Origin of the sequence: Butyrivibrio fibrisolvens, from assembly GCF_037113525.1 — a bacterium.
In the GTDB taxonomy this organism is placed as follows: domain Bacteria; phylum Bacillota; class Clostridia; order Lachnospirales; family Lachnospiraceae; genus Butyrivibrio; species Butyrivibrio fibrisolvens.
On the sequence record NZ_CP146963.1, the window covers coordinates 2869589 to 2883710 of the forward strand.

The window sequence follows — 14122 nt, forward strand, 5'->3', positions numbered from 1 at the left end:
ATCAAATTTATTGTCGCTACCTGACCTCAATTGGTCCGATATAAAACCGCGCACATTACATGATTATAATAGAGGTACTTTGTTTTTTCAACATTATACATCTACAACTTCACACATATAAATTGCACCTCAAATTATAAAGCAATGGCGCTTTTACAAACTCCCGTTTTCAAGCGTAGCGAGCATATCAAGGCTTTTAAGCTGCCTGTCAACGAACATATCTCTATAGATCTTAGTTATCTCCACAAGTTCTCCCAGTGCTTCTTCACTTAACTTAAACGTAAAAAGATTTTTAAGCTCCGCACCACTTATATGCTGCATTGCAAGCCTGCAGGCGTCCGAATAGTTTCTTCTTTCCGGAAATCCCGGATACTGACCGTCTATTACAAGTGCTCTTAGCTCAAAGATGCATCTTACAAGTCTTTTGTCAAAACAGTCTTTGGTAAATGCTGTAAGGGAGAGGTACAAAAGCTTCAGGAGCCTACTTTCATCACTGTTTTCTGTTGCATAATAATCCGCCAGTTCCAGAAGATAGGTCCCATAGCAGGTAGCTTCCAGATCCCGGCGGAATGGCTCGAAATAATTGATGATATCAGCTTCGATTATGTTGTAAGAACTTCTCCCCTCATACATGACAAAAGACCCATAGCAAAAGGGCTCAACGTTGCCGGAAAGCTTTCCTCCCGGTTTCCTTGCCCCTCTTGCAAAAGCACTGATCTTACCGCGCTCCATGGTCAGGATCGTAACGGCAAAATCATATTCGCCAACAGGCCTGTGCTTTAGGATCATTCCATTAACAATAAGTCTGTTATCTGAGTCAAATGTCTCTTTCATCATAGCCAAAATGCTTCATCTGTGAACTGTCATCTCTCCAGTTCTTACGAACCTTAACCCATAGTTTCAAATTTACCTTGCACTCAGTCATATCTTCGATATCGACTCTGGCCTGACTTCCGATCTTCTTGAGCATGGCGCCGCCCTTGCCGATAACAATGCCCTTGTGTGAGTCTCTCTCACAGATGATCGTGGCATCAACATCAAGAAGGGGCTTACCGTCATCAGAAAGATAGCCTTCTCTTTCTCTCATTCTCTCGATGGTAACTGCTATTCCGTGAGGAACTTCATCCTGAAGAAGGCGAAGGGCCTTTTCCCTGATGATCTCAGCAGCTATATCACGCTCAGGCTCTTCTGTTACAGTATCTTCATCATAAAGAGCAGGACCATATGGAAGATATTTATAGATCACATCCATTAAAGTGTCGATGTTCTCTCTTTTCCTTGCAGAAACAGGTACGATCTCTGCAAAATCCAGCTCTTTTTGGTAAGTATCGATAAACTTTGGAAGCTGATTCTTCTTAACAGTATCGATCTTGTTGATAACAAGGACGATTGGCTGCTTGCAGCGTTTAAGCTGCTTGATTATATATTTTTCTCCCTGACCTATGAAATCAGTAGGCTCAACAAGCCACAGGATCATATCTGCATCTTCTAAAGTCTTCTGGGCTATATGGAGCATGTAAGAACCAAGCTTATTCTTGGTCTCATGGATTCCTGGCGTATCTACGAAGATCATCTGACAACGCTCATCCGTATACACAGTCTGAATACGGCCTCTTGTAGTCTGAGGCTTATTGGATGTGATGGCAATCTTCTGCCCTATCATATTGTTCATAAGTGTGGATTTACCAACATTGGGACGTCCCACAAGTGCTATAAATCCTGTTTTAAAACTATTACTATCCATAAATTATCTATTCACTCTTATACTTTCTGATGGTCACAGCTCTTCGATCTTGTCAAAAAGATCTTTGTGCTGCTCAATCTTTTCACCTGTACCTACAACGCATACGCTGTCATCAGCTTCAAATGCATCAACATAATCTGCAAGTTTTCTGATGTCTTCTACAGTTATATCAAGCATCTGATCACGGTGCAGCTGCATCTTCTCAAGGTTTGCATGGCACATATAAGCAGTAAGGCCGTATGTACCCTTGGCGCTTGGAGTCTTAGGTGTATCAAGCTCGCCGATAGCACCTATCACAAATCCAGTAAGTGTGCGCTCATCAGCCTCATAATTTCTGACAAAATCAGAAACCTCGTGGAATACGTCAAGACTTCTCTTAAGGTGAGGATCACGATATGTTACGAAGTAGGAGTCACCATTTGGAGAAGCACCTCCCATAACGCCATAAGCGCCGCCCTTAACACGAATGTTGTTCCAGAGGAAGTCGTAACCCATCATAACCTGAAGAACACGAAGAGCTCCTGTGTATTCAAGTCCGTTCTTTCTGAAGTTACCTGCAAGTGCAGTATACTGAACCTGTCCGGGAGTCATGAATGCTTCCTTCTTCTTAACAGGAGCAAATTCAAGATGCCCCTTCTGGCATTCTTCTGTATAGAGATTCTCGGCAAAAGAAGCCATCTTCTCTTCAATTTCACCGTAATTATTCTTGTCTGTAGTAAAGCTTAACAGGAAGTTTTCTTTACGGAAAAGAACCTTCATAAGCTCTGAAAGCTTCTCTACAAGCTCTTTGTGCGCAGCCTGATCATAATTGTCAGCGTATTTCTGAACAAGGCGATATCCGCTAATACCTGACAGATTCTCAGATACGCAGCCTGCCTTTGAAAATCCTGATGTAGCTCTAAGAGCTGCTGCTCTGTGGCCTGCTGTCTGGAGGTCAACTTCCATGTGAGACTTTTTCTCATCAAGGATCTCTTTCATACGCTTGTAGTCGTCGATCTTAGAAGTTCTTATGATCTCTGATACCAGGTCAAACGCATTGTCTATGTTAGATGGAAGAACCTTGGCAGTAATCTCAAATGTTGTAGCAAAGTTATCAAGGTTACGTCTGTCTGAATATGTTCCAACACTTGCAGTAATACCGCCAGTCTTCATGTTGATCTCATTATAAAGATCTCCATAAGAATAGTTCTTGGTATTTACAAGTCCAAGTACTGACTTAAGGATTCCTGAGTAAATGAAAAGATCATAAGGAACATCTTCCATACGGAATACAAAGTTAAGATAATCTATACCATTTGTAAAAATATCATGGAATAAAAGTACATTATCTCCAACCTTCTTTTCCTCATAGATATATGGCTCTACGCTTCTTCTAAGGTCTTTTCTTGTAAGCATAGGGATCTTCTTAAGGTCTTCTTCGCTGTCAGGCGCTTCCTGATATTCCTTAAGCTCTATAGTCTTACGAACGATCTCATCTATCTCATCTTTTGAAAGGCTTTCTTTGTACTTCTGAAGTTCAGCAGCCTTCGCAGCCTCTTTTTCCTCATTAAGGCCCTTTACAGGATCCATGATGAACATGCTGGAGTGAGTGTTATCAATAAGATACTTCTGGATAAGGTCTTCGAAGTATCTGCCCTTAACCTCTTCTCTAAGCTCTTTGTATGTATCGCCTGCTTCAATGTGGATGAAAGGCTTCATATCATCGTAGAGCCAGCTGTCAAGAACCTGGAGGCCATACAAAAGTCCCTTAGGGAATCTTCCAAAATCAGCTTCTCTGTACTTAAACTCATCAACGTTGATGGCTGCTTCGAGGGCTTTCTTATCAAGGCCTTCTTTTACAGTCTTTTCAAGGCATTCCATGATAGTCTGTTTGAAAAGATCTGCCTGATCAGCGTTGGCATTCTTTGCGATCACTGAGAAAAATGGCTGAAGTACACCATTTTCATACTCGCTGTAAACATCCTTACCGATTCCCTTATCGATAAGAGCCTTCTTAACAACAGCTCCGGGAGCTGAAACAAGGCAATAATCAAGGACATCGAAAGCAACATAAAGCTTTCTGTCAAGGCTTGTGCCAACTGACCAGTTCATTGTCAGATATGTGTTGTCCTTAAGATCATCTGTCTTAAGAATAGAATAATCCTTGTGAACAACTGACTGTGTCTTGAAAGGGTCCTGAAGCTTAATGCTGGAATCGATCTCAAGATAATCAAAATTAGAAAGATAGTGCTCGTCGATATAAGTCAGCTTCTCGGCCATATCCATATTTCCATAAAGGTAGATATAGCTGTTTGAAGGATGATAGTATCTTCTGTGGAAATCAAGATACTGCTCGTATGTCAGATCCGGGATGAAATCAGGATCTCCGCCTGACTCAATATTATAAGTATTGTCAGGATAAAGAGAATTCATGATACCCTTATCAAGGATATCATCAGGTGAAGAATAGGCACCCTTCATCTCATTATAAACAACGCCGTTGATCTTAAGATCATCATCAGCGCTCTCCATCTCGTAGTGCCAGCCTTCCTGCTTGAATATATTATCTGTATTATAAATATTCGGATAGAATACTGCATCAAGATAAACATGCATCAGATTCTGGAAGTCAGCATCGTTGCAGCTTGCAACAGGATAAACTGTCTTGTCAGGATATGTCATCGCATTAAGAAAGGTATTAAGTGAACCCTTGGCAAGTTCGATAAAAGGATCCTTAACAGGGAAATCCTTGGATCCGCAAAGTACTGTATGCTCAATGATATGAGCTACACCTGTTGAATCTGTAGGCGGTGTACGGAATCCGATGTAGAAAACCTTGTTCTCATCTTCATTTGGCAAAAGAACTACACGCGCCCCTGTCTTTTTGTGTCTTAAAATATAGCTATCAGTTCCAAGATCATCAATTCTTCTGTGTTCCAGAACCTCATAAGCTGTCAATTCATTTACTGTCATAAAAATCTTACTACCCCTTCGTTACTTATATATTTTTGTTTCATAACAAGTTTTTATATTTCTATAAAAATGTATTTTTAAAACTATCATAAGAAATTTTCAAAATTATCAGAACAGATCAAAATCATCGCCATCTGTAGCTTCAAGATCGAATTCCCTGTTAACGATAACCTTGCGTCCAACCTTAAGCTTGCCGGAAGGGCTCTGCATTTTGGCCATATTGCGGCGTCTTTCAAGAATATCGCGTCTGCCTGGCCTTGGAGTCTCCTCATCCTCTTCTGTATCCATAGGAACTACCATTCCTTCAGGAACAAATCTTACAGCAGAGCTTTTATCAACGCTTTTATCAGAGTTCTTATCAAAGTTTATATCAGAGTTCTTATCAAAATCTTTATCATACTTTTCTTCTGTGTCAAACAATACTTCTCTGATATTATCTGATGCAAAATTATCAACAGTTGTACTGTTAGCCTCTGCTACTATGGTTTCTGTTGTATTTTCTAATAGATCATCAGTTTTTGCAAGTGGCTCTGAAGAATTGTCTTTGTTTTCTTCAAAGTCTTCTGATTTTATAACTGTTTTTTCAAGAGACTCTGTTTTTGAATCTGTATTATCAAAATCTGTAGTCTCTTCATTCTCAGAAGATGCTTTCTCAGACTCTACCTTTTCAATCTCTTCATTCTCAGAGGATGCTTTCTCAGCCTCTCCATCTTCCTTCTTCTCAGGAGTTACTACCTTCATAGTCTTTTTATTCTCAGACTCTTGGGCATCCTCTGCTCCTGCATCATCAGACTTAGAGTCATCATCGCCCGAGCCCTTCAGCAGTGCATAGTCAGAATCAGCATCTTCCAGGTCAGCCCAATCATCAAATTCAGCAGCAGGCTCATCATTTTCCTTGCCAAGTAGTACATCAAAATCAGAAGTATCATAAGAAGTAAGCATGCAGGCAATTCCTCCTCCGATCACTAAAATGCACATAAGAGTCATCATTCTGAGAGTATTAACATTGGTCTCTCCCATAACAGGTGCTACCAGACATACCAGAAGTGCCTGAAGCATAACAGGTGACAGACGCGTAGTCTTTTTATGGAAAAGGAATGCAAAAGTCGAACAAAGCATGACTATTGCAAGAACGAGATATAAAACCGCATAGGAAGATGAACTCGACTCGCCGATGACTTCAAAGCTTTCGATAGAAAGAATATCCGCGAAATACTTCGAAGACCACCTGTTCAATGCAGGAACGATCACATTGTAGCCGTCCCAGCAGATTAGTATCAGCATAAATCCAGCTACTGCGCCAGGAAGTATGCACAAAAAGCTCAAAAGAACTTCTTTTATCTTCTTAAATACGAAAAGCAGAAGGAGCATCGGACTCCAGAACAAAACAGTTCCGGCATCCATATAAAACATAGCCCCAAGGCCAATTCCAAGTAAGATAAACAAAAAGTATCCGCCTACAGAGACTGGTTTAACCCTTGTCATGCACTTAAAGTACAGAGCAAGGAATGTAAGCTCAAGTGCCACGAATAATTCAAAAAACGAAACAGCGTCCAGGCTATGAACTGTTATAAATGGCGGAAGGAACATGAGAAGTGAAAGAACTATAACAGATGAAACCCTCCCGGTCATTATCCTTGCTGCTACTGCTATAAGGATAAAGAAAAGTATCCTTATAACCAGCTGATAGATCAAAGCCGCAGTAAGAACATCGCCTGTCAAATACAGAACCGTCCTCATTCCCATCAGGTAGAAAAGCTTCCAGATAGAATCAGCTTTGATAATGCCCCCATTTGTAACTGTTGCTGTCTCAAACAGAATGTTTCCTGATCTGACAAAAAAGCCTTCGCTATAGAGAATATAACTTCTAAGGCCAATTCCCCCAATCAGGACAAGTATAAATAATATCCAGTAAATAAGATTAGAGTTAATACGTTTGTCTTGCATAAAGTAAACCGAAAGTTTGTCAATTAAAAAGGATACAACAAGACACGTACCTCCAACGAGAACCGTAAACAGTCCCGCAAAAAGCATCGTTTCAGTTGTATCCGAAGTAGGAAAGAGACCGGAATATAACCCAAATAAAGCAATCAGTAATACATTAAATGCAGCAAATAATGCCCAGATAACATACGAAGATACATCTTTCTTCAGTATCATTTCCGATCCCCCATTTTTATATAATTATTACCGGCATAGAAATGCCTCATGCACTTCCATGCCGAAATTTAATCCTGCAATTCTCCCTACAATTATGCTAAATCAGTCCTCGTCTGGCTCATCCCAGTTGTGATATACGTTCTGTACATCATCATCATCGTCAAGCATATCAAGAATTCTTCTAAGGCACTTAACGTTCTCCTCATCTGTAACCTGAACATAGTTCTGAGGAATCTTAGTAACTTCTGCAGAAACTGTCTCGATCTTAGCGTTGTTAAGAGCTTCTACTACGCCCTGGAATGCATCAGGAGCTGTAAGGATCTCAAAAGAATCCTCTTCTTCCTTGAAATCATCAGCGCCTGCATCAAGTACTAACATCATAAGGTCATCAGCTGACATTGAGCACTCTTCCTTATCAATGATGATCTGACCCTTCTCATCGAACATGAAAGATACACATCCAGGTGTTCCCATAGAACCCTTACCCTTTGTGAATGCGCTCTTAACGTTAGCAGCTGTACGGTTTGTATTATCTGTAAGAGTCTCAACGATGATAGCTGTTCCGCCAGGACCATATCCTTCATATGTGAATGCCTTGTAATCAACTCCACCGTTCTCACCGGATGCCTTCTTGATACCTCTTTCGATTGTATCGTTAGGTACGTTGTTGGCCTTAGCCTTAGCGATTACTGTAGCAAGCTTGAAGTTGTTGGATGGATCCGGACCACCTTCCTTAACAGCTACTGCGATCTCACGTCCGATTACTGTGAAGATCTTACCCTTAGCAGCGTCGTTCTTCTCCTTCTTATGCTTGATGTTTGCAAATTTTGAATGTCCTGACATCTTTAAAACCTTTCCTTCCGTAAAAAAATATATTACTACGAAGCTATCTGCCTCGCGTTTTAAACAATTATCTTTTTGACCGCCACACTGGTGATCATATGATTCTGAACAGAAATAATGCTGAAGTTATAACCATCGATCGTCACATCAAACTTCTCGTCTTCTTCAGGTATCCTGTCCATTTTTGAAATTAGAAGACCATTCAGAGTTTCAAACTCATCCTCGTGAAGATCTATTCCAAAGCGCTTCTCAACTGTCTCTATAGGAGTTCTTCCAAGAGCAACGAACTCGCCTGGCTTACCGGACGGAGTGATGAAGCTCTCATCTTCATCGTACTCATCCATGATATTACCAACGATCTCCTCAAGGATATCCTCCATTGATACAAGACCTGCAGTCTGGCCATATTCATCGATTACTATCGCAATCTGGGTCTTGGTTGACTGCATGCTGTGGAAAAGAGATTCGATATTCCTTGTTTCAGGCACGTACATAGGCTGACGCATAAGGCCTCGTATCTGCCTGATCTCTCTTTTCTCATTATCAGGTTCAGAGTCCTTCTGGACTGCATCCCTGATATGAACTATACCAATTATATGATCGATATTATCAAGAAAAACAGGAAATCTTGAGTTGTTACCCTGAAGCATGAAGCTTATTGCATCTTCAAGGTTCATGGTACCATCAATTCCACATATATCATTACGATGAGTCATAATATCCCGAACTTCCTTATCAGAAAACTCGAAGATATTAGTGATCATGTTGGCTTCAGAATCCTGAAGTACGCCCTGTTCCTGACCTTCAGAAACCATGGATCTTATCTCTTCTTCAGTCACATCCGTGTCATCATCAAAATCCCTGATGCCAAACAGATACATGATCCCATGTACTGTAAGCTCGATAAGCTTGGTAAAAGGCTTAAGAACAGCCATAAGCACCCTGATAAAAGGGCTCAGGATTTTAGCCCATCCCTTGGGCTGTCTTCTGGCAAGCTTCTTGGGAAGAAGCACACCGATCGACAAAAACACGTATAAAAGAAGAAATGCAGTTACAAGCTGCCCTAAAATATGAGCCAGAGTCTCATCAAACACAGAAAACGCACTTCCAACTATTATTCCGAAACGTTCAACATAGAAGCGTCCGATGATGATATTCAATATAAAAACAAAAAGCTGAACAGTATTGACATAGTCTGTCGGATTACTGATAAGTCCTGACAAAAAGGCATCGCCGGAACTTTTCACCTTTTCATTTTCTTCTTCGGATGGTTCTTCACCTTCCTCTAAAGCTTCGCCAAAGAGGTCTTCTGCTTTTAGATTATGAAGGGCTGCGCCAAAGCCGTACACGATGACATCGAGTATCAGGAGGAGTGCAAGTCCCATAAAATAAAAGGCAGAGGGTCCGCCATCATCCATATAAATTCATCTCCTTTTAGAAAATAATTGTTTTCGCAAGACACTTCGGCGCAGTATGCACACAAAATGTCAACTTAAACTATAGCATTGCGGGGGGATATCGTCAAGGCGCGGGGGATGAGTGGGGGATGTGCGCTCGGGGCGTTGATAAATAAACTCAGAAGCCTCATGTAAAAATTTTCCTGGTTTTTGTAAGGCTCTTCTCCGCTGTCGTGGGCACGCTGTACTTTCGCTCCGAAGAGCCTAACAAAAACCGGGAAAATTTTTAAAATCGGCTTTTGAGTTTATTTATCAACGCTCCGAGAATCTACTTTCTCCGCAATCTTCCACCGGGATATTGGCGATATTGACGGTTCACGCATTGCAGATTTGTTTTAGATTCATTGGGGGCGAAATCCACACAAGTGGGATTTCGTGTTGCGAAAGCGAATATATTTTCGCAACTTTGAATCAGAAATCCGCATTTACTGCGGATTTCGTAAGAAAGCGAATCGTTCGATATTTATTTATATTTTCCGATTGCTTCTTTGTACTGGCGATTGATTTCAGTTATTGCTGATGAATCGCCTTCGAGATTGTCAGGGTGGTAAAGTTTTGCAAGAGAGTGGTACTTCTTGACTACACCGTCTCTTGATCGGCAGCCGGCGAAGAAATCGAAAGTTTCAAAATTAGATTTTCTCGACGATCTGGAACTGCTACCAGATGACCCATTTCTTCTATATGACTTTTCGTAATAGTCATCCTCAGCTTCCTCATCATCTGCCTGACTGTACTTGTTACCATATTTCGCACGACTATACTTTTCTTCGTTATCTTCCTCGTCTTCATAGTAATCGTCATAGCTGCGGCTTCGAGAGTACTTATTGCTTCTTCGACGACTCTGCCTATAATCTCTATAATCTTTGTAGTCTCTGCGATCTTCATACTCTTCGTCTTCGGGTTCGTCTACGTCTATCTGGTCGTAATCAGAGTCGTAATCGTCGTCTTCATCTTCCTGAGACTCAAGGCGGTCGTAGTAGTCTTCGTAGTAATCGTCGTAGTTTTGCTGGCGTTTTCTTAATCTTTCAAGTTTTTTGGCTTCTTTTCTTGTAACGCGCCTTCCTTCGAAGTCACGTTTTCCTACTCTGTTGTAGTCTTCGTCAGGATCGTAGTCGTCATCGTAGGCATTGCAAGTTCCGAAGGTGTCGTTTTCGAATTCGTCGTGGTGGCGTTTGAGCCAGTCCTGGTAAGAGTCTTCGTACTTGGGGTCGTAGAAGGGCTTGGTGTGGAAAAGGAAGCAGTATCTTCTTCTGAACTGTCTGAATGGGGTTGTCATTCCGAAGATGCTTCTTGCTATGTAGAGGACAAGGTCGCAGATTATGGCTATCCCGATGAAGTGGAAGCCGCTGGCGGCGGCTGATAAGAATAATAAGCCTAAGAAGATGGGGATTCCTATGAGGATAGTTATAGCCCAGGCGATTACCATATAGGCTTTCTGCTCGCTCCTTTCAAGGATTCCTTCCCACCAGGAGGTTACTGTCTGAAGGAGTGTCTTAGTGACTTGTTCAGAGATGTCACTTACTCCGCTTTCGATGTTCTTTTGAAGGTCTGATGTTAAGTTATCTGTAAGGCTTGATGCGTAGCCTGATACGTCACTGGCAGTTTTGGAGATGTCGGTGTTCTGGCTTGTCCCATTTACTGCATTATCAAGGGGAGTCGGAGCTGCTGCATGGACGTACTGAGATACGAAATCTGATGCCTTGCCGATATAATCATTACCTGTTACAAAGCCTGCACATTCAAATACAACAAGAGCTGCCAGTACGATACCGGCAGCTGGAAATAGACACACAAACAGTTTATAAACATTCCAAATAAGCTTAAACATCTGTTTAAGCAACCATACGTATGCTTTTAGTATAGTCATGAAAATAGTAACAAGTACACTTATAAAAAGCATATATACCCCGTGTTGTAAAACTGATCAATAACAATACAGTTCTTTTTTCTTATAACAATAAGCTTATCTAATATAGTCAAAATACAAAATAGATATATTCAGATCAGCTTTCTAAAGCCTTCATAATCCTAAAATCATCCTCTAATATAGAGTCTAGGAATTCTGGGATTAAGGTCGCAGGCAAGTTCGTAGTTGAATCGTCCGCTTAAATCTCCAAGCTCTTCAATTGATATATGACTATCACCACTCCAGCCTATGAGGGTAACTTCATCATTCTCTAATGCTTCCGGAATGTCACTTACATCAACCATGAACTGGTCCATGCACACGCGGCCGAGTATCGGAGCTTTCTTGCCATGGATAAGGACGTAGCCTTTATTGGAAAGGCTTCTTGGATATCCGTCGCCGTATCCAACAGGGACTGTAGCCATTCTGGTGGGCTTGTCGGTCACAAAGGTTCCGCCATAGCTTACAGGCACGCCTGCAGGTACATCTTTAATATAGGCGATGTGGCTGTAAAGGCCAAGGGCAGGTCCTATCTTAACCTTATCTGTAGGAACATCCTCAGATGGCTTCATTCCGTACATTGTAACACCTGCTCTAACCATATCCATCTGAGCCTGCGGGATCTGTATTATACTTGCAGAATTTGCGCAGTGGTGAAGCGGGATCCTGCAGTTATTTTCTTTTTCAACTCTTTCAATGAAAGAAGCAAATATATCTTTTTTAGAAATAGCATCCGTAAGGTCTTTTTCATCCGCTCTGGCAAAATGAGTAAAGATTCCCTCAACTTCAATGTACTTCATGGAAAGAGCTTTTGCTACAAACGCAGCTCCTTCATCATCAGGGCGAACGCCAATTCTGGACATGGATGTATCAACAGCAATATGAACCTTAACTTTACCGTTCCAGCCGGTCTTAGCCTTAAGCAAAGCTCTTTCTTCAAGCTGCTCAAGCTGATCGTATCTGAATACGGCTGGTCTTATTTCGTTATCAATAAGGGTATCGTAAGAAAATGGAAATGTATATCCCAGAATAAGTATAGGCTTAACAACTCCGTTATCCCTAAGCTCCATTGCTTCTTCTACAGTAGCTGAAGCATACCCCCAAATATAATCCTCTGTTTCAAGCATCTTAGCTATCGGAACAGCTCCAAATCCGTATCCGTCGGTTTTGATAACTGCGATCATTTTAGTTTCAGGCTTCAGATTATCATGCATTGAACGCATATTCGAAAGAATAGCATCCAGATCGATCGCAGCACATACTCTCGGATATTTTAAAGCCATCTTCTCTGAAAGCTTAAGTCTACTAACTATTTCATGTGAATTCATTTTATTGATTACACTTTCTGTATATTATGATACAAGTAATTTATGGACGTGGTGGCGTTTACGACACCACGTCGTAGAGTTTGAAATTTTAATTTCAAACTCATTTTTCCGGAAGAACATTTGCCAGCTCTTTTATTATATCACTGGCTGTCATATAATACTCCCCTACTCTGGAAGCCGCGCGGTTACCGGCAAGGCCGTGTATAAAAGTCGCGATGCAGGCTGTCTGGAAGCCTCCCAGCTTCCTTGAGCTCAGAGCCCCGAGGATTCCTGCAAGAACGTCTCCCGATCCTGCAGTAGCCATACCGCTGTTACCGGATATATTGATATACATCTGCTTTTTACCGCCACCAGCTACAACGCTTCTTGCATCCTTGCATATTACAACACAGCTGTAATGATCCGCAAGGACCTGCGGCCACTTCAGGATGTTTTCCTTAATGTCATATACAGATGCAGGCTCACTTTGCTCATCTCCAAATGCCGCATTATAAAGCCTTGCAAACTCTGCAACATGAGGAGTCAGGACGAGGAGCTTATCTTCAGACTCTGTATATTTTCTTGCAAGCTGGCTTAGCTCCTTATCTTCTGCAAGTAAATTCAGCGCATCTGCATCAGCAACAAGGAAGCCGTCATAGTTTTCAAGAACAATGCTAAAGATTGCCTTTGCGACCATTCCAGTTCCAAGGCCGGGACCTATAACAACTGCACTGGCCCACTTTAAGTCTTCAACAAGTATATTTTTTATCTTATTGATATTGTCATCTGTCTCTATGTTGGCATAACAGCTAAACATAGCTTCAGGAATGCTCTGCTTGATGACTTCAGCAGTGGCAGGCGTTGTAAACACCTTGACCATTCCGGCACCTGAATGAAAAGCCGCCTTGGAAGACAGGAGGCAAGCGCCGCTGACCATGTCATTGCCGGCTATCACGAGAACCTTACCGAACGTCCCCTTATTACCATATCCAACTCTCCTTGGCAAAAGATCTTCAGGCCCCTCATCAAAGAAGAAGTACTCCGGAAGATTGCCCATAAAGCCGTCAACAGTAATACCAACGTCTTCAACAAAAAGCTGTCCGCAGTACTCAGTACCGGGATATAAAAGCTGTCCCATCTTGGCAAAATTAAACGTAATTGTCATATCAGCCTTAACTGCCAGCTGGTGAACACTTCCTGTATCAGTATCTATTCCGGATGGCATATCAACAGAAACCACAAGAGTTGATTCATCCTTGAGTTTCTTGCACTCGTTGATGTACATGATCGCTTCGCCGTATTCGCCTTCTATATCATGCGTGCATCCTATTCCCAGAACAGCATCTACTATGATATCCCATTCCATTTGTGATTTGGTGGCTCTTACATTGGAAAAAGTGTCCATTGGAATCCCATAAGCCGCAGCACACTTTTTCTGCAGAACCGTATCCGGATTTGAGTCCTTATCACATACAAGCGCTATCTGAACCCTGTATCCGTGCTGATGAAGGATCCTTCCTATCGCGATTCCGTCGCCGCCATTGCCGCCGTGCCCTGAAACGATGAGGACATTAAAGGCTCTTGACGTATGCAAAGCCCTCTTCCACTCACCGATCCTGGCTGCAACTGCAAGTGCCGCTCTTTCCATAAGCACTATGGATGGAACGCCAAAGTGCTCTGATGTATTGCGATCACAGGTTTTCATTTCATTAGCCGTAACTAAATACTGCATATATTCCCTCTTTACAAGTCG

General features: G+C 41.8%; 9 protein-coding genes. All 9 read right to left on the minus strand.

The window, feature by feature from the left end; translation table 11 throughout:
- Positions 1–153: 153 nt before the first annotated feature.
- Complete coding sequence (recO, locus tag WAA20_RS11980; RefSeq protein ID WP_242951178.1) at positions 154–837, minus strand: DNA repair protein RecO; 684 nt, start codon at positions 835–837, stop codon at positions 154–156.
- On the minus strand, positions 818–1744 hold the full coding sequence (gene era, locus WAA20_RS11985) for a GTPase Era (RefSeq protein ID WP_073387908.1): 927 nt from the start codon (positions 1742–1744) through the stop codon (positions 818–820). Before era ends, recO begins: the two co-directional genes overlap by 20 nt.
- A gap of 33 nt (positions 1745–1777) precedes the next feature.
- The gene (locus tag WAA20_RS11990; protein ID WP_073387910.1) at positions 1778–4696 is read right to left on the minus strand and encodes an insulinase family protein; all 2919 of its coding nucleotides are present in this window, start codon (positions 4694–4696) and stop codon (positions 1778–1780) included.
- 108 nt (positions 4697–4804) lie between these two features.
- On the minus strand, positions 4805–6856 hold the full coding sequence (locus WAA20_RS11995; protein ID WP_073387911.1) for a hypothetical protein: 2052 nt from the start codon (positions 6854–6856) through the stop codon (positions 4805–4807).
- Between the two features lie 102 nt (positions 6857–6958).
- A complete protein-coding gene (locus WAA20_RS12000; protein ID WP_073387913.1) occupies positions 6959–7699 on the minus strand; it encodes a YebC/PmpR family DNA-binding transcriptional regulator in 741 nt (246 codons plus the stop codon).
- A gap of 59 nt (positions 7700–7758) precedes the next feature.
- Positions 7759–9117: a hemolysin family protein gene (locus tag WAA20_RS12005; protein ID WP_073387914.1), complete on the minus strand. Its 1359-nt coding sequence runs from the start codon at positions 9115–9117 to the stop codon at positions 7759–7761.
- Between the two features lie 502 nt (positions 9118–9619).
- A complete protein-coding gene (locus WAA20_RS12010) occupies positions 9620–11056 on the minus strand; it encodes a cytochrome b/b6 domain-containing protein (protein ID WP_073387916.1) in 1437 nt (478 codons plus the stop codon).
- A 134-nt stretch (positions 11057–11190) separates the two neighbouring features.
- The gene (gene alr / locus WAA20_RS12015; RefSeq protein ID WP_242951179.1) at positions 11191–12390 is read right to left on the minus strand and encodes an alanine racemase; all 1200 of its coding nucleotides are present in this window, start codon (positions 12388–12390) and stop codon (positions 11191–11193) included.
- A gap of 100 nt (positions 12391–12490) precedes the next feature.
- A complete protein-coding gene (locus WAA20_RS12020) occupies positions 12491–14101 on the minus strand; it encodes a bifunctional ADP-dependent NAD(P)H-hydrate dehydratase/NAD(P)H-hydrate epimerase (RefSeq protein WP_073387918.1) in 1611 nt (536 codons plus the stop codon).
- Positions 14102–14122 lie beyond the last annotated feature (21 nt).